Origin of the sequence: Enterobacter sp. RHBSTW-00994 (assembly GCF_013782625.1) — a bacterium.
Taxonomy (GTDB): domain Bacteria; phylum Pseudomonadota; class Gammaproteobacteria; order Enterobacterales; family Enterobacteriaceae; genus Enterobacter.
In genome coordinates this window covers 228,583-249,525 of sequence record NZ_CP056199.1, presented here as the reverse complement: position 1 = coordinate 249,525, position 20,943 = coordinate 228,583, and the positions used below count along the sequence as shown (strand labels likewise).

Here is a 20,943-nt window from a genome sequence, read left to right as displayed (position 1 = left end):
CTCCCGACAACGCTCAACCAGGCCAAAAGGCCAGCAGTCCATACTGGCATAATCTCGCAGGGTGGAAAAGTCACTCAGCGGTAACATGAGACATGTTCACCATCACTCCTCCGATCAGTCAGGATAACGGTTGCAAAATCACCAAATAAAACGAAAATGATTTCCACGATACAGAAAAGGAGTCCGTCATGGTCGCTACCGTTCCCGCTAAACGCGGCAGAAAACCTGCTGCCACCACTGCCACACAACCCGGCGGCCAGGTTCAATCACTGACGCGTGGTCTGAAACTGCTGGAATGGATAGCTGAATCGCACGGCAGTGTTGCGCTGACAGAACTGGCACAACAGGCGGGCTTACCCAACTCCACCACGCACCGCCTGCTGACCACCATGCAACAGCTAGGTTTTGTGCGACAGGTCGGCGAACTGGGCCATTGGGCGATTGGCGCGCATGCATTTATCGTCGGCAGTAGTTTCCTGCAAAGCCGTAATCTGCTGGCGATTGTGCACCCTATTCTGCGCAAGCTGATGGAAGACTCTGGTGAAACGGTGAACCTGGCGGTGCTGGACCAGAGCGATCATCAGGCGATTATCATCGACCAGGTGCAATGTACGCAGCTTATGCGTATGTCTGCGCCAATTGGCGGTAAGCTACCGATGCATGCCTCAGGGGCGGGCAAAGCATTTCTGTCGCAATTAAGCGAAGAGCAAGTGACCGGTTTGCTGCACCGCAAAGGGTTGCATGCCTACACTCACGCCACCCTGGTGTCACCGGTACATCTGAAAGAAGATTTAGCCCTGACCCGCAAACGTGGTTACTCGTTTGATGATGAGGAACATGCGCTGGGTCTGCGTTGTCTGGCGGCCTGTATTTTTGATGAGCACCGCGAACCGTTCGCTGCAATCTCGATTTCAGGCCCGATCTCCCGCATGACCGATGACCGCGTAACCGAGTTGGGTGCGCTGGTGATTAAAGCGGCAAAAGAGGTCACACTGGCCTACGGTGGGATCCGTTAAGATTGAATGCGGCTTGATGTCCTCTCCCACAGGGGGAAAATCAAGCCGCGTACCTCACGCAAAAACGCTGCCGCCGGCGGTAGGCGTACACATCTTCCACATGCCCATTTTTAATCCGCGTTTGCAGGCCACGCCAGTAGCTGGCACGGAACAGGTCGTCATGCATCTCTTCAAATAGGGGTCCGATACGCGGGTCGGCACACAGCCAATGACGGAACTCTTCCGGGAAAACGTCGCCAGGCGAAACGCTGTACCAGGGCTCACCGGACAGTTCATCTTCAGGGTAGCGAGGCTGCGGGATATCGCGGAAATTCACCTCGGTCATATAGCAAATTTCGTCGTAATCGTAGAACACCACGCGTCCATGACGTGTGACCCCGAAGTTTTTGAACAGCATATCGCCAGGAAAAATGTTGGCAGCAGCAAGCTGGCGAATGGCATTGCCATACTCTTCGATCGCATCTCGCAGCGCCTGGCCTTCTGACTTTTCCAGCCAGATATTCAGCGGAACCATACGTCGCTCGATATAAAGATGGCTAATGACAATTTTGTCGCCAAGATCGGTGATCTTGCCGGGAACCTCCTGCAGTAAAAGCGCCATTAATGCGGGATCAATCTGCTGTTTATCCAGCACGAAGTTTTCAAACTCCTGAGTATCCGCCATCCGTCCGACGCGATCGTGCTCTTTGACCAGTTGATAGCAGGCCCGAACGTGTGCGGCAGTCATCTCTTTCTGTGGGGCGAATTTATCCTTTATCACCTTGAATACTCGGTCAAAACCCGGCAGGGTGAAAACCAGCATCACCATACCGCGAATCCCTGGCGCCTCGATAAATTGCTCGTCGGCGCTGGCGATATAATGGAGATATTCCCGGTAGCTTTCTGTCTTGGCGTGTTTCTGGCAACCAATTGCCATATACAATTCAGCGGTGGTTTTTCCCGGCAACAATTCACGCAGCCACTCCACTAACGCGGCGGGCAGTGGGGCATAAACCATAAAATAGGACCGGGCAAAGCCAAAAACAATACTGGCCTCGGCGCTGGTTGTCAGGCAAGTATCGACAAATAATTCCCCATCATCAGTGCGATGGATCGGCAACAGGAAAGGAACCGTGGCGGACGGTGTGACCAGCTTTCCCGCCAGCCAGGCCGCTTTATTACGATAAAATAGCTCATTCGCGACCTGCAAATGGCTGAGGTTTAACACTTCATCCCCGAAGGTTTCGCGAAGATGTGCAGTGACATAGCCAATATCCCGGGACTTATTCTGCCAGGGTAAGCGTAACGGTAAATCGGTTAATACACGGTGCAGTAACGTCTCCCAGCCGTGGTCGGGATGAAAATCTTTCGCCAACGGACGTGGGATGGAGCGGAAGCGACGTTCAGGTTGTGAGCTAAAAATAAATAACCGCTCAGGAGATAACGAGCGGTGGTCAAATAACCGACAATAGACGGAGTTGAAAAAGCTCTCCGCAATCTCGAAGCGCGGATAATCCGGTAATAAGTGGGTGTAGTGCTCTTTCACGCGCAGTAAAAATGCCGCCTCCGGACTTTTGCCATCCGTGATACAGCGTAGCTGCTCTACCACCAAACCCACATGGTGATCATAGAGGTGAATACGCTGCTTCATCGCCTGCTGGACAGCATGCCAGTCGGCTTGTTCAAACCGCTGTTGCGCACCAGATGTGACTTCCAGAAAACGGCCATACTGCGCGTCAAAGCCTTGCAGAATGGTTTGTGCAATCAATAATTCCAGACCGCGCGGCATACCTTCCCCCTCACCCAACCCTCTCCCCGAGGGGAGAGGGTGAAAACATCAGAATTGTGCTTCTTCGGTTGATCCCGTTAAGGCGGTGACGGAGGAAGCGCCGCCCTGAATAATGGTGGTGACTTTGTCGAAGTAACCTGTTCCCACTTCCTGCTGGTGAGAAGCAAAGGTGTAACCCTCTTTGCTGGCGGCAAACTCTGGCTGCTGTACTTTTTCAACATAGTGCTTCATGCCTTCGCCCTGCGCGTAGGCATGAGCCAGGTCGAACATGTTGAACCACATGCTGTGAATACCCGCGAGAGTGATGAACTGGTATTTGTAGCCCATCTCTGACAACTGCTGCTGGAAACTGGCGATAGTTTTGTCGTCCAGATTTTTTTGCCAGTTGAACGATGGCGAACAGTTGTACGCCAGCAGTTTGCCAGGATATTTCGCATGAATGGCATCGGCAAAGCGCTTCGCCAGTGCCAGGTCTGGGGTGGAGGTTTCGCACCAGACCAAATCAGCATAAGGTGCATACGCCAGGCCACGGCTGATCGCTTGCTCAATACCGGCGTGCGTACGGTAGAAGCCTTCGCTGGTGCGCTCACCGGTGATGAATTCACTATCGTAGGGGTCGCAATCGGATGTAATCAGATCGGCAGCATCTGCATCAGTACGGGCAATAACCAGCGTCGGTACGCCCAGGACATCGGCTGCCAGACGTGCAGCAACCAGTTTCTGAATTGCTTCCTGAGTCGGGACCAGTACTTTACCGCCCATATGACCGCATTTCTTCACTGACGCCAGCTGATCTTCGAAGTGTACGGCCGCTGCACCGGCCTCAATCATCGATTTCATCAGTTCAAAGGCGTTCAGTACACCACCGAAACCGGCTTCAGCATCAGCAACGATCGGCAGGAAGTAATCCACAAAACGCGGATCGTTTGGCTCGATGCCTGCAGACCATTGGATCTGATCCGCACGGCGGAAGGTATTATTGATCCGATCCACAACAGAAGGGACCGAGTTTGCCGGGTAAAGGGACTGATCCGGATACATACTGGAAGCCAGGTTCGCATCTGCCGCAACCTGCCAGCCAGAAAGATAGACGGCTTCAATACCCGCTTTCGCCTGCTGCAAGGCCTGGCCTCCCGTCAGCGCTCCCAGGCTATTGATATACCCTTTTTTGGAACCACCGTGCAGCAGATGCCACATTTTCGCTGCGCCAAGCTGTGCCAGCGTGCATTCCGGATTGACCGAGCCACGTAATTTCACCACGTCCTCTGCGCTGTACGGGCGGCGAATGCCTTCCCAGCGCGGTTGTGTCCACTCTTTCTGTAATTCTTCGATTTGTTGGGTACGGGTTTTCATGTGCAGATGCTCCATATTGTTATGTGGTGGATTACGCCAGCAGGCGGTAGCCAGGCAGGGTGAGGAAATCGATTAATTCATCTGATGTGGTGATTTGCTCCATCAGGCGCGCGGCATCATCAAAACGTCCGCTGCTGAAGCGGTGTTCGCCCAGCTCGTTCTGGATAACCAACATCTCTTCGGCCAGCATCTGGCGGAACAGGGATTTCGTTACCGGTTTGCCGTTGCTGAGTGTTTTTTGGTGGTGGATCCACTGCCAGATAGAGGTACGAGAGATCTCCGCCGTGGCCGCGTCTTCCATTAGGCCGTAGATCGGTACGCAACCATTACCGGAAATCCATGCCTCGATGTACTGCACTGCAACGCGGATATTAGCGCGCATGCCTTCTTCTGTACGCTCGCCCTCACAAGGAGCCAACAGCTGTGCCGCCGCCGTTGGGGCATCAGCTTCACGAGTCACAAACAGCTGGTTTTTATTGTCGCCCAGAATCTGATTGAAAACGTCCATCGCGGTATCCGCAAGGCCGGGGTGAGCAACCCATGTACCATCGTGGCCGTTACGCGCTTCCAGCTCTTTATCCGCTTTCACTTTGTTCAGTACCTGGTTATTTCGCTCAGCGTCTTTACTCGGGATAAACGCCGCCATGCCGCCCATCGCAAATGCACCACGCTTGTGGCAGGTCTTAATCAACAGACGCGAGTAGGCGCTCAGGAACGGTTTATCCATCGTCACAACCTGGCGATCGGGCAGTACGCGGTCGGCATGATTTTTCAGCGTTTTGATGTAGCTGAAGATGTAATCCCAGCGACCACAGTTCAGACCGACAATATGGTCGCGCAGCGCATGCAGGATTTCGTCCATCTGGAATACCGCAGGCAATGTTTCAATCAACAGCGTCGCTTTGATCGTCCCACGTGGCAGATTAAAACGGTCTTCGGCATAGCTGAAGACCTCGCTCCACCAGGCGGCTTCCTGCCATGACTGTGTTTTTGGCAGATAGAAATAGGGGCCGCTTCCTTTTGCCAGCAGGGTTTTGTAGTTGTGGAAGAAATAGAGTGCGAAATCAAAAAGACTGCCGGGGATTGCTTCGCCGCGCCAGGTCACATGCTTTTCAGGCAAATGCAGGCCACGCACGCGGCAAATCAGTACTGCCGGATTCGGTTTGAGCTGATAAATTTTTCCGGCTTCGTTGGTGTAGCTGATCGTACCGTTAACAGCATCACGCAGGTTGATCTGCCCTTCAATCACTTTGCGCCAGTCTGGAGCCAGTGAGTCTTCAAAATCAGCCATAAAGACTTTCACGTTCGCATTCATGGCGTTAATCACCATTTTGCGCTCCACCGGGCCGGTGATCTCGACGCGGCGATCCTGCAAATCCTGGGGAATACCACGAATTTTCCACTCTCCATTTCGAATGGAAGCAGTTTCCGAAATAAAATCAGGCAATTTACCGTCGTCAATTTCCTGTTGTTGCTGAATACGTGCCGCCAGCAGCTTATTACGCTTTGGTGTAAAGTGGGTCACCAGCTCGGTCAGGAATTCGACGGCATCTGGCGTCAAAATTTGTTGTTCTTGTTCGCCATGTGGCTGGTTAAAGGCCAGTTCATCTGCCGTGGTTGCCTGTTGCGTCATTTCTCTGCTCCTCATCAAAGATCCAAAAACACTCTCCCGATGCGAGCGAAAGATCGTTGTGTCATTTTCGCTCAGCAGAATTAAGACTATCCGTTATTTTTTCAAAATCAAAAACAATTTCCATTTTTAATTTAAAATGAAATTAATGCATTGATTATTAAGGAGATAAATATTTATTTACTGTCGGAGATTGTTTCGGAAATAAAAAAAGCACCCGAGGGTGCCTGATTTGGAATGCTGAAACGCTTTAGGATCGCTTAGTGCAGAAGATTACTCCAGTGTTGGATTCATGTGTCGCAGATCGTACGGTGTAATTTGGTATACGTAATAGTTGAGCCAGTTGGTAAACAGCAAATTGCCGTGGCTACGCCAGGAAGCTGGCGGTGTTTTTTGCGGGTCATTTTGGGGGAAATAGTTGTACGGAACATCAGGGTTAAGACCGGCTTCCTGATCGCGGAAAAATTCAGCCGCAAGGGTATGCGCATCATACTCAGGATGCCCGGTAACAAAAGCAATACGTTTATCTTTGCTGGCAAACAGGTAAGCATCACCGTTTTCCGTTTCGGCAAGAATATCCAGATCGGTGTAATCACGGATCAACTGTGCCGGGAAATCGGCATACCGGGAATGCGGGGCCAGGAAGGAATCATCAAAACCACGGGTGAGTAGTGCGTGAGGATGAAGGATATGGTGCTCGTATACGCCAGAAAGCTTCTCGGTGCGTGTTTGCTTAGGAATGCCATAAAGAATATTCAGTGCGGCTTGTACCGCCCAACAGACAAACAGCGTCGAGGTAACGTGATCTTTTGCCCACTCCAGAACCTGCTTGATCTGCGGCCAATATGCTACATCGTTAAATTCAACCAGACCAAGCGGCGCGCCCGTCACGATCAATCCATCGAAGTTCTCATCGCGGATATCGTCGAAGTTACAGTAGAAGTTGTTGAGGTGCTCAGTGGGTGTGTTACGCGACTCTCTGGCATCGATACGCAGCAGCTGGATATCAACCTGCAGTGGCGAATTCGAAAGTAAACGCAGGAACTGATTTTCTGTTTCGATCTTTTTGGGCATCAGGTTGAGAATAAGCACCTTCAGCGGGCGAATTTCCTGACCTGTAGCACGTGATGCCGTCATTACGAAGACATTTTCATCACGCAAGAAATTGACGGCTGGTAGCTCGTCCTGCACCCGAATCGGCATAACCTTATATCCTCACAACATACGTATAAACGTTTAGACATCCAGACAGCTAACGATACCCAGAATTAACCAGAATGTCGAGTCTGCAGGAGTAAGGTGAGAAAGTTTCAGGGTGAGGCTGACGAAAATACGCAGGTACACAGACGCAAAAAACCCCGGACCTTACGGACCGGGGTTTCCTGCTTATTTGATGCCTGGCAGTTCCCTACTCTCACATGGGGAGACCCCACACTACCATCGGCGCTACGGCGTTTCACTTCTGAGTTCGGCATGGGGTCAGGTGGGACCACCGCGCTAAAGCCGCCAGGCAAATTCTGTTCATTAACCCGCTTTCGCCGGCTAATATTATCTGTATCAGGCTGATTATCATGTCTCTTTCGCCAAAACATCTTCGGCGTTGTAAGGTTAAGCCTCACGGTTCATTAGTATCGGTTAGCTCAACGTATCGCTACGCTTACACACCCGACCTATCAACGTCGTAGTCTTCAACGTTCCTTCAGGACCCTTAAAGGGTCAGGGAGAACTCATCTCGGGGCAAGTTTCGTGCTTAGATGCTTTCAGCACTTATCTCTTCCGCATTTAGCTACCGGGCAATGCCATTGGCATGACAACCCGAACACCAGTGATGCGTCCACTCCGGTCCTCTCGTACTAGGAGCAGCCCCCCTCAATTCTCCAGCGCCCACGGCAGATAGGGACCGAACTGTCTCACGACGTTCTAAACCCAGCTCGCGTACCACTTTAAACGGCGAACAGCCGTACCCTTGGGACCTACTTCAGCCCCAGGATGTGATGAGCCGACATCGAGGTGCCAAACACCGCCGTCGATATGAACTCTTGGGCGGTATCAGCCTGTTATCCCCGGAGTACCTTTTATCCGTTGAGCGATGGCCCTTCCATTCAGAACCACCGGATCACTATGACCTGCTTTCGCACCTGCTCGAGCCGTCACTCTCGCAGTCAAGCTAGCTTATGCCATTGCACTAACCTCCTGATGTCCGACCAGGATTAGCTAACCTTCGTGCTCCTCCGTTACTCTTTGGGAGGAGACCGCCCCAGTCAAACTACCCACCAGACACTGTCCGCAACCCGGATCACGGGTCCACGTTAGAACACCAGCCATTAAAGGGTGGTATTTCAAGGGCGGCTCCACGCAGACTGGCGTCCACGCTTCAAAGCCTCCCACCTATCCTACACATCAAGGACCAGTGTTCAGTGTCAAGCTATAGTAAAGGTTCACGGGGTCTTTCCGTCTTGCCGCGGGTACACTGCATCTTCACAGCGAGTTCAATTTCACTGAGTCTCGGGTGGAGACAGCCTGGCCATCATTACGCCATTCGTGCAGGTCGGAACTTACCCGACAAGGAATTTCGCTACCTTAGGACCGTTATAGTTACGGCCGCCGTTTACCGGGGCTTCGATCAAGAGCTTCGCGTTGCCGCTGACCCCATCAATTAACCTTCCGGCACCGGGCAGGCGTCACACCGTATACGTCCACTTTCGTGTTTGCACAGTGCTGTGTTTTTAATAAACAGTTGCAGCCAGCTGGTATCTTCGACTGATTTCAGCTCCACCCGCAGGGGCTTCACCTACATATCAGCGTGCCTTCTCCCGAAGTTACGGCACCATTTTGCCTAGTTCCTTCACCCGAGTTCTCTCAAGCGCCTTGGTATTCTCTACCTGACCACCTGTGTCGGTTTGGGGTACGATTTCGTGTTACCTGATGCTTAGAGGCTTTTCCTGGAAGCAGGGCATTTGTTACTTCAGCACCGTAGTGCCTCGTCATCACACCTCAGCGTTAAAAGAGTCCGGATTTACCTAAACTCTCCGCCTACATGCTTAAACCGGGACAACCGTCGCCCGGCTAACATAGCCTTCTCCGTCCCCCCTTCGCAGTAACACCAAGTACAGGAATATTAACCTGTTTCCCATCGACTACGCCTTTCGGCCTCGCCTTAGGGGTCGACTCACCCTGCCCCGATTAACGTTGGACAGGAACCCTTGGTCTTCCGGCGTGCGGGCTTTTCACCCGCATTATCGTTACTTATGTCAGCATTCGCACTTCTGATACCTCCAGCATCCCTCACAGGACACCTTCAACGGCTTACAGAACGCTCCCCTACCCAACAACACATAGTGTCGCTGCCGCAGCTTCGGTGCATGGTTTAGCCCCGTTACATCTTCCGCGCAGGCCGACTCGACCAGTGAGCTATTACGCTTTCTTTAAATGATGGCTGCTTCTAAGCCAACATCCTGGCTGTCTGTGCCTTCCCACATCGTTTCCCACTTAACCATGACTTTGGGACCTTAGCTGGCGGTCTGGGTTGTTTCCCTCTTCACGACGGACGTTAGCACCCGCCGTGTGTCTCCCGTGATAACATTCTTCGGTATTCGTAGTTTGCATCGGGTTGGTAAGCCGGGATGGCCCCCTAGCCGAAACAGTGCTCTACCCCCGAAGATGAGTTCACGAGGCGCTACCTAAATAGCTTTCGGGGAGAACCAGCTATCTCCCGGTTTGATTGGCCTTTCACCCCCAGCCACAAGTCATCCGCTAATTTTTCAACATTAGTCGGTTCGGTCCTCCAGTTAGTGTTACCCAACCTTCAACCTGCCCATGGCTAGATCACCGGGTTTCGGGTCTATACCCTGCAACTTAACGCCCAGTTAAGACTCGGTTTCCCTTCGGCTCCCCTATTCGGTTAACCTTGCTACAGAATATAAGTCGCTGACCCATTATACAAAAGGTACGCAGTCACCCCATAAAGAGGCTCCCACTGCTTGTACGTACACGGTTTCAGGTTCTTTTTCACTCCCCTCGCCGGGGTTCTTTTCGCCTTTCCCTCACGGTACTGGTTCACTATCGGTCAGTCAGGAGTATTTAGCCTTGGAGGATGGTCCCCCCATATTCAGACAGGATACCACGTGTCCCGCCCTACTCTTCGAGTTCACACCAGATGCGTTTTTGTGTACGGGACTATCACCCTGTACCGCCGGACTTTCCAGACCGTTCCACTAACACACCTGCTGATTCAGACTCTGGGCTGCTCCCCGTTCGCTCGCCGCTACTGGGGGAATCTCGGTTGATTTCTTTTCCTCGGGGTACTTAGATGTTTCAGTTCCCCCGGTTCGCCTCGTTAACCTATGTATTCAGTTAACGATAGTGCAACGAATTGCACTGGGTTTCCCCATTCGGACATCGCCGGGTCAAAGGTTCATATCACCTCGCCGACGCTTTTCGCAGATTAGCACGTCCTTCATCGCCTCTGACTGCCAGGGCATCCACCGTGTACGCTTAGTCGCTTAACCTCACAACCCGAAGATGTTTCTTTCGATTCATCATCAAATTGCGAAAATTTGAGAGACTCGAACACACCTTCATCTGTTCTTATTACGGAGAACAGACACAGTGTGTCGTTTCAATTTTCAGCTTGATCCAGATTTTTAAAGAGCAAATATCTCAAACGTGACTCGCTGCTCACGCAACGGAATCAGTTTTGAGATATATCGGCAGGTGACTTTCACTCACAAACCAGCAAGTGGCGTCCCCTAGGGGATTCGAACCCCTGTTACCGCCGTGAAAGGGCGGTGTCCTGGGCCTCTAGACGAAGGGGACACTGAAGTCTCAATCGCAAGACGCCTTGCTATTTACTTTTCATCAGACAATCTGTGTGGACACTACAAAGGCAGGTTCTTTAAGGTAAGGAGGTGATCCAACCGCAGGTTCCCCTACGGTTACCTTGTTACGACTTCACCCCAGTCATGAATCACAAAGTGGTAAGCGCCCTCCCGAAGGTTAAGCTACCTACTTCTTTTGCAACCCACTCCCATGGTGTGACGGGCGGTGTGTACAAGGCCCGGGAACGTATTCACCGTAGCATTCTGATCTACGATTACTAGCGATTCCGACTTCATGGAGTCGAGTTGCAGACTCCAATCCGGACTACGACATACTTTATGAGGTCCGCTTGCTCTCGCGAGGTCGCTTCTCTTTGTATATGCCATTGTAGCACGTGTGTAGCCCTACTCGTAAGGGCCATGATGACTTGACGTCATCCCCACCTTCCTCCAGTTTATCACTGGCAGTCTCCTTTGAGTTCCCGGCCTAGCCGCTGGCAACAAAGGATAAGGGTTGCGCTCGTTGCGGGACTTAACCCAACATTTCACAACACGAGCTGACGACAGCCATGCAGCACCTGTCTCACGGTTCCCGAAGGCACTAAAGCATCTCTGCTAAATTCCGTGGATGTCAAGAGTAGGTAAGGTTCTTCGCGTTGCATCGAATTAAACCACATGCTCCACCGCTTGTGCGGGCCCCCGTCAATTCATTTGAGTTTTAACCTTGCGGCCGTACTCCCCAGGCGGTCGACTTAACGCGTTAGCTCCGGAAGCCACTCCTCAAGGGAACAACCTCCAAGTCGACATCGTTTACGGCGTGGACTACCAGGGTATCTAATCCTGTTTGCTCCCCACGCTTTCGCACCTGAGCGTCAGTCTTTGTCCAGGGGGCCGCCTTCGCCACCGGTATTCCTCCAGATCTCTACGCATTTCACCGCTACACCTGGAATTCTACCCCCCTCTACAAGACTCTAGCCTGCCAGTTTCGAATGCAGTTCCCAGGTTGAGCCCGGGGATTTCACATCCGACTTGACAGACCGCCTGCGTGCGCTTTACGCCCAGTAATTCCGATTAACGCTTGCACCCTCCGTATTACCGCGGCTGCTGGCACGGAGTTAGCCGGTGCTTCTTCTGCGGGTAACGTCAATCGCTGTGGTTATTAACCACAACGCCTTCCTCCCCGCTGAAAGTACTTTACAACCCGAAGGCCTTCTTCATACACGCGGCATGGCTGCATCAGGCTTGCGCCCATTGTGCAATATTCCCCACTGCTGCCTCCCGTAGGAGTCTGGACCGTGTCTCAGTTCCAGTGTGGCTGGTCATCCTCTCAGACCAGCTAGGGATCGTCGCCTAGGTGAGCCATTACCCCACCTACTAGCTAATCCCATCTGGGCACATCTGATGGCAAGAGGCCCGAAGGTCCCCCTCTTTGGTCTTGCGACATTATGCGGTATTAGCTACCGTTTCCAGTAGTTATCCCCCTCCATCAGGCAGTTTCCCAGACATTACTCACCCGTCCGCCGCTCGTCACCCGGGAGCAAGCTCCCTGTGTTACCGCCCGACTTGCATGTGTTAGGCCTGCCGCCAGCGTTCAATCTGAGCCATGATCAAACTCTTCAATTTAAGTTTGATGCTCGTGAATTAAACTTCGTAATGAATTACGTATGTTCACTCAGAGACTTGGTATTCATTTTTCGTCTTGCGACGTCAAGAATCCATGTCACTTTGAGTGCCCACACAGATTGTCTGATAAATTGTTAAAGAGCAGGTGCGACACGCTTTAGCGCTCTGTCGCGAGGTGGCGTATATTACGCTTTCCTCTTTCAGAGTCAACCCGTTATTTCAGGATTTTTCTCTTCAACCGACCGGGTTGTTTGTGAAGTGATTCACATCCGCCGTGTCGATGGAGGCGCATTATAGGGAGTTCTCATCAGGCCGCAACCCTTAAATTGCAGAAAAATGACTGACTGCTGCATTCCACAGCAAAACACCGCCTTATACCCTTTTGCTCACAGACTTATCCACAACCCGACGAAATTTTGAAAATTCGCGAGCACTACGCAAACGTTTTCGTTAAAATGCACGCGCAAAACAAGGATGCCCCGTTAGGGGTGTTAGATGAGTTTTTCGCGGAAAACTCATCTAACGCTCTCTGTAATCGTGAAATCCAGGGGATTTACCATGCAACAACGTCGTCCAGTCCGCCGCGCTTTGCTCAGTGTTTCTGATAAAGCTGGCATCATTGAATTCGCACAGGCACTTTCTGCACGTGGTGTAGAGCTGCTTTCCACTGGCGGTACAGCGCGCCTGTTAGCAGATAAAGGCCTGCCGGTAACCGAAGTGTCCGATTACACCGGTTTCCCGGAAATGATGGATGGACGCGTCAAGACTCTGCACCCGAAAGTTCACGGCGGTATTCTGGGTCGTCGCGGCCAGGATGATGGGATCATGAACCAGCACGGGATCGCACCAATCGATATGGTTGTTGTTAACCTTTACCCGTTCGCCCAGACGGTTGCCCGTGAAGGGTGCTCGCTGGAAGATGCCGTAGAGAATATTGATATCGGCGGCCCAACCATGGTTCGCTCCGCTGCCAAGAACCATAAAGATGTCGCGATTGTAGTAAAGAGCAGCGATTACGAAACCATTATTAAAGAGATGGATGCCAATGAAGGTTCTCTGACCCTCGACACCCGTTTCGATCTCGCCATTAAAGCGTTCGAACACACCGCGGCTTATGACAGCATGATTGCCAACTACTTCGGTAGCCTGGTTCCTGCTTACCACGGCGACAGCAACGAGCCTTCTGGTCGCTTCCCACGCACGCTGAACCTGAACTTCATTAAGAAGCAGGATATGCGTTACGGTGAGAACAGCCACCAGCAGGCAGCCTTCTATATAGAAGAAGAGGTAAAAGAAGCCTCTGTTGCGACAGCACAGCAAGTACAGGGCAAAGCCCTCTCTTATAACAACATTGCTGACACCGACGCGGCACTGGAATGCGTGAAAGAGTTCAGCGAACCCGCATGTGTTATCGTGAAACACGCAAACCCATGTGGCGTCGCGGTAAGCACCTCCATTCTGGACGCTTACGATCGCGCCTACAAAACCGACCCAACCTCAGCCTTCGGCGGCATTATTGCGTTCAACCGTGAACTGGATGCGGAAACAGCCCAGGCCATTATCTCCCGACAGTTTGTAGAAGTGATCATCGCCCCATCCGCAACTGAAGATGCGCTGAACATCACCTCCGCTAAACAGAACGTGCGTGTTCTGATTTGTGGCCAATGGGCTGAACGTGCTCCAGGCCTGGACTTCAAACGCGTCAACGGCGGCCTGCTGGTTCAGGACCGCGATCTGGGTATGGTCACTGCGGGTGATCTGCGCGTTGTTACCAAGCGCCAGCCAACCGAGCAGGAACTGCGTGATGCGCTGTTCTGCTGGAAAGTGGCGAAGTTCGTGAAATCCAACGCCATTGTTTATGCAAAAGAAAACATGACCATCGGGATAGGTGCAGGCCAGATGAGCCGCGTCTACTCCGCGAAAATTGCCGGCATTAAAGCAGGTGATGAAGGTCTGGAGGTGAAAGGCTCCGCCATGGCGTCTGATGCGTTCTTCCCGTTCCGTGATGGTATTGATGCTGCTGCAGCTGTCGGCATCACCTGCGTGATCCAGCCGGGTGGTTCTATTCGTGATGATGAAGTCATTGCTGCAGCCGACGAACACGGCATCGCAATGATCTTCACCGATATGCGTCACTTCCGCCATTAATCCACGGAGCAGACAATGAAAGTATTAGTAATTGGTAACGGCGGGCGTGAACATGCCCTGGCCTGGAAAGCTGCGCAGTCTCCGCGAGTAAAAACGGTTTTTGTTGCACCGGGTAATGCGGGTACAGCGCTGGAACCTGCTTTGCAGAACGTCGCTATTGGCGTAACCGATATTCCGGCACTGCTGAGCTTTGCCCAAAACGAGAAAATCGATCTGACCATCGTTGGCCCGGAAGCGCCGTTGGTGATTGGGGTGGTTGATGCATTCCGTGCTGCGGGCCTGAAAATCTTCGGCCCAACAGAAGGTGCTGCACAGCTGGAAGGCTCTAAAGCTTTTACCAAAGACTTCCTTGCACGCCATAAAATCCCAACGGGTGAATACCAGAACTTCACTGAGGTTGAACCGGCACTTGCCTATCTGCGTGAAAAAGGCGCGCCGATTGTGATCAAAGCAGACGGTCTGGCCGCAGGTAAAGGCGTGATCGTGGCAATGACGCTCCAGGAAGCCGAAGACGCTGTTCAGGATATGCTGGCCGGTAACGCCTTTGGCGATGCAGGCCATCGTATCGTGATCGAAGAGTTCCTGGACGGTGAAGAAGCCAGCTTTATCGTGATGGTCGACGGTGAACATGTCCTGCCGATGGCCACCAGTCAGGATCATAAGCGCGTTGGCGATGCCGATACCGGCCCGAACACGGGTGGCATGGGCGCATATTCTCCTGCTCCGGTCGTCACGGATGAAGTCCACCAGCGCACCATGGAACGTATCATTTGGCCAACCGTCAAAGGTATGGCGGCAGAAGGCAACACCTACACCGGTTTCCTCTACGCCGGGCTGATGATCGATAAGCAGGGTAATCCTAAGGTTATCGAGTTCAACTGCCGCTTTGGAGATCCAGAAACTCAACCGATTATGCTGCGCATGAAGTCCGACCTGGTGGATCTCTGCCTGGCTGCCTGCGACGGCAAGCTGGACGAGAAAACGTCAGAATGGGACGAACGCGCATCACTGGGTGTGGTGATTGCTGCTGGCGGTTATCCTGGCGACTACAACACGGGCAATGAGATCCACGGTTTGCCGCTGGAGGACGTTGAAGGTGGCAAGGTGTTCCATGCAGGAACGAAGCTCTCTGACGACGATCGTGTTCTGACCAACGGTGGGCGCGTGCTTTGCTCTACGGCGCTCGGGAATACCGTCGCGGAAGCACAGAAACGTGCGTATGCCTTAATGGCGGATATTCGCTGGGACGGCAGTTTTAGCCGACATGACATTGGCTATCGTGCCATTGCGCGTGAGCAAGGCGAGTAATACCCCTAACCCTCTCCCTCAAGGGAGGGGGGATTTACCTCAAAAACTTTTCTCTGTTGGTTGCCAGGTACAGAAATCTTCGTTCGCCACCAGCAGCAGTTGAGAACCTTCCGGCGCTTCAAGCCACGCCACACTCACCTCAACCGACGAATGACGTTGCCGTCGGACAATATGCTCCATCGCCCAGGACTCAAGATCTGGCTTCACTGTTTGTCCTTCACACGTGGTCACTATGCCATTTGCATGCCAGCGCCCCTGACGCAACATGACTCGTCCCTGACGCAGGGCATCACTGGTCTGGCGAATTTGCTCTGCCCGGTATCGGTATAACGCAATTTGATCGCTGGAGAGTTGCTGCTTTTGACCATGGGTTTCACGCTGCATGAAGCTCAGTTCACCGTGATCATCAAAACGCACGCGGACATGTTCTGGGGTCTTGCTGTAGATATTCAGTTCAATCAGCGAAAGGGTATCGCCCTGCCAGCGGTATTCTGAGGTGGACGTATTACCGGTATGCCACGGACTGAATACTGAGAGAAGGTGGACTTCACCGCCTGAGTCTTTACGCCAAATCCGCACTGCCCCCTGATTATCAGCGTATCCGCTGGCGGTAAACGGTGGCAGAGAAGAATCATGGCTACAGGCTGACAGCAACAGTACGCCCACCAGCACGCGAACACCGCGCCAGACAGACAAAAGGGGCGTTGCCGCCCCTTCGTTAAAACTGTTCACTGCCACGCGTCTTACTTAACAGCGTCTTTCAGTGCTTTACCAGAAACAAATGCCGGCACGTTAGCTGCGGCGATTTTGATTTCTTTACCGGTCTGCGGGTTGCGGCCAGTACGCTCAGCGCGGTGGTTCACTTTGAAGGTACCGAAACCAACCAGTTGTACAGCATCGCCTTCTTTCAGAGACTCAGTAATAGCAGCCAGGGTAGATTCCAGAGCAGCTTTAGCCTGCACTTTAGACAGATCAGCCTTGTCCGCAATTACATCAATCAGTTGAGTCTTGTTCATAAGTTATCCTTTCAATGTGTTTATCGCTTGCTAAGCATCGAGTGCGACGAAAATGCCAAAAAAGCACTCTCCTGCATACACGCACCGATAGCCACTTTTTTTCGCCCCCCAAATGTAGACCAGACGGGGGGCAGAAGGGAAGAGTCGAGGTGCGACAAAACAGGCGTTAAATCACGTTTTGTTGTCTCATTGGTTAAAAATTATACCAATATTGCTCTCGCCGGCCTCACGTAAGTCCGCACGCAGGCCTTTAATCAGTTCAATATCGCGTTCTTCGCAGTCTGCAAGAAGTCGGAATATTTCCCACTGAATATCCCATTCTTGCTCTACTGCCGGGTTTGCCCGGAGCTCTTCGTCGGTCATTTCGCGACCTTCTTGCGTCATTTCCAGCATTGCAACGCTGGTAATTGATGCCTTACTCACTTCGATTGCATGTTCCAGTGTTTCGCCGCTCAGACGCGAATGAATCAGCTCGCTGAGTGCTACGCACGCATCGATAGCCGGATAGACACCATACACATCATAGTCATCCGCTGCCGGGATCGCCTCTTCCAGCTTTTCCAGTTGGGAATCAAAGTTCACTTTTGCATCTTTGACCGTCAGCGTTTCCCAAATTAGATCGAGAATACGGCGATAAATCTGACCTTCACCAAACTCAGTCTGCTTGCAGAACATCGCATAGTTCGGGTACATGCGCTCACACAGGCAGGCCATAAACGTGACGTGCTGCCAGCTTTCCAGCTTCTCAAGGCGCAGATGAATCGGGTTTTGTAACATGATGATGTCTCAGAATCGGAAATTAGCGGCAGTTTACCTGAATCACCGCTGAATTTCCTGCCAACGAATAAATGTCGGACGCTCTGATGCAACCGCATCAGCCCAGCGCGTCGGCTCCGGTAAACGATAGTTTCGGGTACAACGCTGTACCCATGCCAGAGCGCTATCCATACCAACACGGTGACCGATGGAGACAAAAAGCGGATTACAGCGTGCTTTGCTCCGCCATACCCACGCCAGTTGTTCACCTTTATCGATAAGCGGGGCCAGTGCTCCTTGTTCGGTCGGAAGTGGTTCAACTGCACCACAGAGGCGTTTTTTCGCGACCCCAATAGTGGGGACATCCACCAGCAGGCCAAAGTGGCTGGCGACACCTAGCCGGCGCGGGTGGGAAATACCGTGACCATCAACAAAGACCAGATCGGGTTTTTGTGAAAGTTTCTCCCACGCAGCAAGCAACGCGGGGTATTCACGAAAAGAGAGGAAACCAGGAATGTAAGGCAGCATGGTGGCAATGCGTGCCACTTTGTACTCCACCAGCTCAAGTGAGGGATAGCGTAACAGCACGATCGCCGCCCGCGTCACTTCGCCCCCCTGTTCAAAACCGACATCAGCCCCCGCGATCAATTGCGGAGGGTCTCTCTCCAGACAATCATGTCTGATCACGGATGACGCGAGTTCGATTTGCTCTGCGCGAAGCGACGCAAGATCCATACTACGTCCTACTGGTGATACTGGGCGGAAAGTCGGTGTACCGACTCTACAAACACGCCCGCATGTTCTGGTGGTACGTCCTGATGAATACCGTGGCCCAGATTGAAGACATGGCCTTCACCCTGGCCAAATCCAGCCAGAATGGTCGCTACTTCTTCCTCGATCCGCGCAGGCTGAGCATACAACATGGAAGGGTCCATATTGCCTTGCAGCGCGACCTTATCGCCAACCCGACGGCGGGCATCGGCGATATCGGTCGTCCAGTCCAGCCCAAGAGCATCACACCCGGTCGCAGCCATCGCTTCCAGCCATTGGCCGCCACCTTTGGTGAACAGCGTAACCGGTACACGGCGGCCATCGTTTTCGCGCAACAGCCCATCCACAATTTTGTGCATGTAGTGCAGCGAGAACTGCTGATAATCACGCCCGGTCAGCACACCTCCCCAGGTATCGAAAATCATCACCGACTGCGCACCTGCTTTAATCTGTGCATTGAGGTACAGCGTGACGCTCTTCGCCAGCTTATCGAGCAACGCATGCAGAACCAGGGGTTCGGCATACATCATCTTTTTAATCATGGTAAAAGCTTTACTGCTACCACCTTCAACCATATAGGTTGCCAGCGTCCATGGGCTGCCGGAGAAACCAATCAGCGGGACTTCGCCTTTTAGCTCACGTCGAATTGTACGAACAGCGTTCATCACGTAACCCAGCTCTTGCTCCGGGTCCGGGATTGACAGCTTATCCACATCGGCTTTGCTTTTTATCGGTGAACTAAAACGTGGGCCTTCGCCGGTTTCAAAATACAGCCCAAGACCCATTGCATCCGGAATGGTCAGAATGTCCGAAAAAAGAATCGCTGCATCCAGCGGATAACGACGCAACGGCTGGAGTGTCACTTCACAGGCCAGCTCTGCGTTTTTGCACAGTGACATAAAATCGCCCGCTTGCGCGCGCGTGGCTTTGTACTCCGGCAGATAGCGCCCTGCCTGACGCATCATCCACACAGGGGTGACATCAACGGGCTGGCGCAGTAGCGCACGCAGATAACGATCGTTCTTCAGTTCGGTCATTTTTGCAGTTCCTTAAGCGTTATGCCGCCAGTGTATACACAAAATCATTCAAAGTGGATCAAGCAGGCCATTTGAACGATAAAGCCGTTGCATCACATCATTCATACTCGGCCCGGCACATTGCGACGGTATCTTCTATCAGGCGACGCGCCACCGTACCTGGCGGAGGTAATAGCGGTAAATCGTCATAACGATACCAGTTCGCTTCCAGCAGCTCTTTTTGGTCGATAACAATCTCGCCGCTAGCGTAGTCAGCCATAAATGCCGTCATCAGCGATTGGGGGAATGGCCAGGGTTGCGAGGTCACGTAGCGCAGGTTTTTGACTTTGATACTGCTCTCTTCCATCACCTCACGCGCAACTGCTTGTTCCAGCGTCTCGCCCACTTCGACAAACCCCGCTAACACGGTATGCACACCGTTGCGATGACGGGTATGTTGGGCCAGCAAAATGGAGTCGTCACGCCGGATGGCAACGATAATGCACGGCGCAATTTGTGGGTAATAGCGCTCGCGACAGTGGCTGCACAGCATCGCCCATTCGGTTTTGCTTGAGTGCATGGTGTGACCGCAGTAGCCACAATATTTATGCGAACGATAAAATTCAGCCAGTTGCACAGCCCGGCCCGCTAACTGGAACAGGCCGACATCAAGATCAAGTACCTGGCGAACCGATCCCATCTCCTGACGTCGTGGCTGTTGGATCAACCACGCGGGATCGCCCTGCCATTCGCCGATCCTGAGTGCGCTTTGCCCCACAAGATCGAAATTTCCTGCCGCGCCATATGGTATTTCTCCGGCAGGCAACCATAATTTTTGTTCGTGGCTGATGAACCACCAGCCGCGATCCGATTTTTCAATAATACGATCCATATCTATTGCACTACCTTCGCTTCACTGACATGTTGTTAGCATTGTGATGACATTTTTGGGTGAGCAGCTTTAATTCTAAACCTTGCGGAGTCGAACATGTTAAACCAGCTAGAAAGCCTGACAGAGCGCGTTGGAGGAAGTAATAAACTGGTGGATCGCTGGCTACATGTGCGCAAGCATCTGCTCGTAGCTTATTACAATCTGGTCGGTATTAAGCCTGGCAAAGAATCCTATATGCGGCTGAACGAAAAAGCACTGGATGATTTTTGTCAGAGCCTGGTCGACTACCTGTCCGACGGCCATTTCAACATTTATGAACGCATTATCCGCGAAATGGAAGGTAGCAGCCCGTATTTAACAGCAACCAAGCTTTATCCGTTGCTGGAAGCCAATACCCAGAAAATCATGGATTATTACGATTCCACACTCGAAAACGCGATTGACCATGATAACTACCTGGAATTTCAGCAGGCGTTATCCGATCTCGGCGAAGCCATGGAAGCGCGATTTACGCTGGAAGACAAGCTGATCGCCCTCGTACTGGATAACAATTTGAAAGCCAGCAACGAAGATAACATCGCGCGGCCTGCTTGAGTTCTTAGTCGTTAACGAGTAGTTTACAAACACCGCTCCTGCACTGCAGGAGTGTTTTCTTGTCGGAGTGCCCAGTACTGATGTGTATACAGATGTACGGGCTGAGACCGTTAATTCGGGATCCGCGGAACCTGATCAGGCTAATACCTGCGAAGGGAACAAGAGTCAATCTGCTGTTGTATCGCCTTTGGGCGATCCTTCCTCTTGCTTCATCCGTCGTCTGACAAGCCATGTC

The 20,943-nt window shown here is 52.3% G+C and carries 14 protein-coding genes, 1 tRNA gene, 3 rRNA genes and 1 riboswitch; of the genes, 4 read left to right on the top strand and 14 right to left on the bottom strand.

What is annotated here, in order from left to right; genetic code table 11:
- Positions 1-188 precede the first annotated feature (188 nt).
- Positions 189-1,016 carry a glyoxylate bypass operon transcriptional repressor IclR gene (gene iclR, locus HV346_RS01165; protein WP_181621810.1) on the top strand — a complete coding sequence of 276 codons (828 nt, stop codon included), beginning with the start codon at positions 189-191 and terminating at the stop codon, positions 1,014-1,016.
- Between the two features lie 40 nt (positions 1,017-1,056).
- Here the strand turns inward: iclR and aceK are convergent, their stop codons facing one another.
- From aceK to HV346_RS01125, 8 genes are all read right to left on the bottom strand, one after another.
- Positions 1,057-2,784 carry a bifunctional isocitrate dehydrogenase kinase/phosphatase gene (gene aceK / locus HV346_RS01160; protein ID WP_181621809.1) on the bottom strand — a complete coding sequence of 576 codons (1,728 nt, stop codon included), beginning with the start codon at positions 2,782-2,784 and terminating at the stop codon, positions 1,057-1,059.
- A gap of 48 nt (positions 2,785-2,832) precedes the next feature.
- Positions 2,833-4,137, bottom strand: coding sequence for an isocitrate lyase (aceA, locus tag HV346_RS01155; RefSeq protein WP_181621808.1), 1,305 nt, complete (start codon positions 4,135-4,137; stop codon positions 2,833-2,835).
- Between the two features lie 31 nt (positions 4,138-4,168).
- The gene (aceB, locus tag HV346_RS01150) at positions 4,169-5,770 is read right to left on the bottom strand and encodes a malate synthase A (RefSeq protein ID WP_181621807.1); all 1,602 of its coding nucleotides are present in this window, start codon (positions 5,768-5,770) and stop codon (positions 4,169-4,171) included.
- Between the two features lie 270 nt (positions 5,771-6,040).
- Complete coding sequence (metA, locus tag HV346_RS01145; protein WP_181621806.1) at positions 6,041-6,970, bottom strand: homoserine O-succinyltransferase; 930 nt, start codon at positions 6,968-6,970, stop codon at positions 6,041-6,043.
- 192 nt (positions 6,971-7,162) lie between these two features.
- A 5S ribosomal RNA gene (gene rrf, locus HV346_RS01140) occupies positions 7,163-7,278 on the bottom strand.
- Positions 7,279-7,371: 93 nt separating this feature from the next.
- Positions 7,372-10,275, bottom strand: a 23S ribosomal RNA gene (locus tag HV346_RS01135).
- Positions 10,276-10,506: 231 nt separating this feature from the next.
- Positions 10,507-10,582 (bottom strand) — tRNA-Glu (locus HV346_RS01130).
- A gap of 85 nt (positions 10,583-10,667) precedes the next feature.
- Positions 10,668-12,207 (bottom strand): 16S ribosomal RNA (locus tag HV346_RS01125).
- Together the 16S, 23S and 5S rRNA genes with 1 tRNA gene alongside form the textbook arrangement of a ribosomal RNA operon.
- A 558-nt stretch (positions 12,208-12,765) precedes the next feature.
- On the opposite strand from HV346_RS01125, the gene purH reads away from it, so the two are divergent.
- Both purH and purD read left to right on the top strand, forming a co-directional pair.
- On the top strand, positions 12,766-14,355 hold the full coding sequence (gene purH / locus HV346_RS01120) for a bifunctional phosphoribosylaminoimidazolecarboxamide formyltransferase/IMP cyclohydrolase (RefSeq protein ID WP_181621805.1): 1,590 nt from the start codon (positions 12,766-12,768) through the stop codon (positions 14,353-14,355).
- A 15-nt stretch (positions 14,356-14,370) separates the two neighbouring features.
- The gene (purD, locus tag HV346_RS01115) at positions 14,371-15,663 is read left to right on the top strand and encodes a phosphoribosylamine--glycine ligase (protein ID WP_181621804.1); all 1,293 of its coding nucleotides are present in this window, start codon (positions 14,371-14,373) and stop codon (positions 15,661-15,663) included.
- A gap of 39 nt (positions 15,664-15,702) precedes the next feature.
- Here purD and HV346_RS01110 read toward each other — a convergent pair whose 3' ends face one another.
- The 6 genes from HV346_RS01110 to nudC form a co-directional block, all read right to left on the bottom strand.
- Positions 15,703-16,395, bottom strand: a complete 693-nt coding sequence (locus HV346_RS01110) for a DUF1481 domain-containing protein (RefSeq protein ID WP_181623659.1) — start codon at positions 16,393-16,395, stop codon at positions 15,703-15,705.
- A gap of 11 nt (positions 16,396-16,406) precedes the next feature.
- Positions 16,407-16,679, bottom strand: coding sequence for a nucleoid-associated protein HU-alpha (gene hupA, locus HV346_RS01105; RefSeq protein WP_002445246.1), 273 nt, complete (start codon positions 16,677-16,679; stop codon positions 16,407-16,409).
- A gap of 186 nt (positions 16,680-16,865) precedes the next feature.
- Entirely contained in the window at positions 16,866-17,456 is a 591-nt protein-coding gene (locus HV346_RS01100) for a YjaG family protein (protein ID WP_181621803.1), read from the bottom strand.
- 42 nt (positions 17,457-17,498) lie between these two features.
- Complete coding sequence (gene nfi / locus HV346_RS01095; protein WP_181621802.1) at positions 17,499-18,170, bottom strand: deoxyribonuclease V; 672 nt, start codon at positions 18,168-18,170, stop codon at positions 17,499-17,501.
- An 8-nt stretch (positions 18,171-18,178) separates the two neighbouring features.
- Positions 18,179-19,243 (bottom strand): uroporphyrinogen decarboxylase, encoded by a 1,065-nt coding sequence (gene hemE, locus HV346_RS01090; RefSeq protein WP_181621801.1) that lies wholly within the window; start codon positions 19,241-19,243, stop codon positions 18,179-18,181.
- 97 nt (positions 19,244-19,340) lie between these two features.
- Complete coding sequence (nudC, locus tag HV346_RS01085; protein WP_181621800.1) at positions 19,341-20,114, bottom strand: NAD(+) diphosphatase; 774 nt, start codon at positions 20,112-20,114, stop codon at positions 19,341-19,343.
- Between the two features lie 96 nt (positions 20,115-20,210).
- Here nudC and rsd point away from each other — a divergent pair, with 96 nt between their 5' ends.
- A complete protein-coding gene (gene rsd / locus HV346_RS01080) occupies positions 20,211-20,708 on the top strand; it encodes a sigma D regulator (RefSeq protein WP_181621799.1) in 498 nt (165 codons plus the stop codon).
- A gap of 53 nt (positions 20,709-20,761) precedes the next feature.
- A riboswitch (TPP riboswitch) is annotated at positions 20,762-20,883 on the top strand.
- Positions 20,884-20,943: the final 60 nt, after the last annotated feature.

Coding starts and splice junctions, on each gene's coding strand:
- iclR (WP_181621810.1), top strand. CDS start 189: ATGGTCGCTACCGTTCCCGCTAAACGCGGCAGAAAACCTGCTGCCACC.
- aceK (WP_181621809.1), bottom strand. CDS start 2,784: ATGCCGCGCGGTCTGGAATTATTGATTGCACAAACCATTCTGCAAGGC.
- aceA (WP_181621808.1), bottom strand. CDS start 4,137: ATGAAAACCCGTACCCAACAAATCGAAGAATTACAGAAAGAGTGGACA.
- aceB (WP_181621807.1), bottom strand. CDS start 5,770: ATGACGCAACAGGCAACCACGGCAGATGAACTGGCCTTTAACCAGCCA.
- metA (WP_181621806.1), bottom strand. CDS start 6,970: ATGCCGATTCGGGTGCAGGACGAGCTACCAGCCGTCAATTTCTTGCGT.
- purH (WP_181621805.1), top strand. CDS start 12,766: ATGCAACAACGTCGTCCAGTCCGCCGCGCTTTGCTCAGTGTTTCTGAT.
- purD (WP_181621804.1), top strand. CDS start 14,371: ATGAAAGTATTAGTAATTGGTAACGGCGGGCGTGAACATGCCCTGGCC.
- hupA (WP_002445246.1), bottom strand. CDS start 16,679: ATGAACAAGACTCAACTGATTGATGTAATTGCGGACAAGGCTGATCTG.
- HV346_RS01100 (WP_181621803.1), bottom strand. CDS start 17,456: ATGTTACAAAACCCGATTCATCTGCGCCTTGAGAAGCTGGAAAGCTGG.
- nfi (WP_181621802.1), bottom strand. CDS start 18,170: ATGGATCTTGCGTCGCTTCGCGCAGAGCAAATCGAACTCGCGTCATCC.
- hemE (WP_181621801.1), bottom strand. CDS start 19,243: ATGACCGAACTGAAGAACGATCGTTATCTGCGTGCGCTACTGCGCCAG.
- nudC (WP_181621800.1), bottom strand. CDS start 20,114: ATGGATCGTATTATTGAAAAATCGGATCGCGGCTGGTGGTTCATCAGC.
- rsd (WP_181621799.1), top strand. CDS start 20,211: ATGTTAAACCAGCTAGAAAGCCTGACAGAGCGCGTTGGAGGAAGTAAT.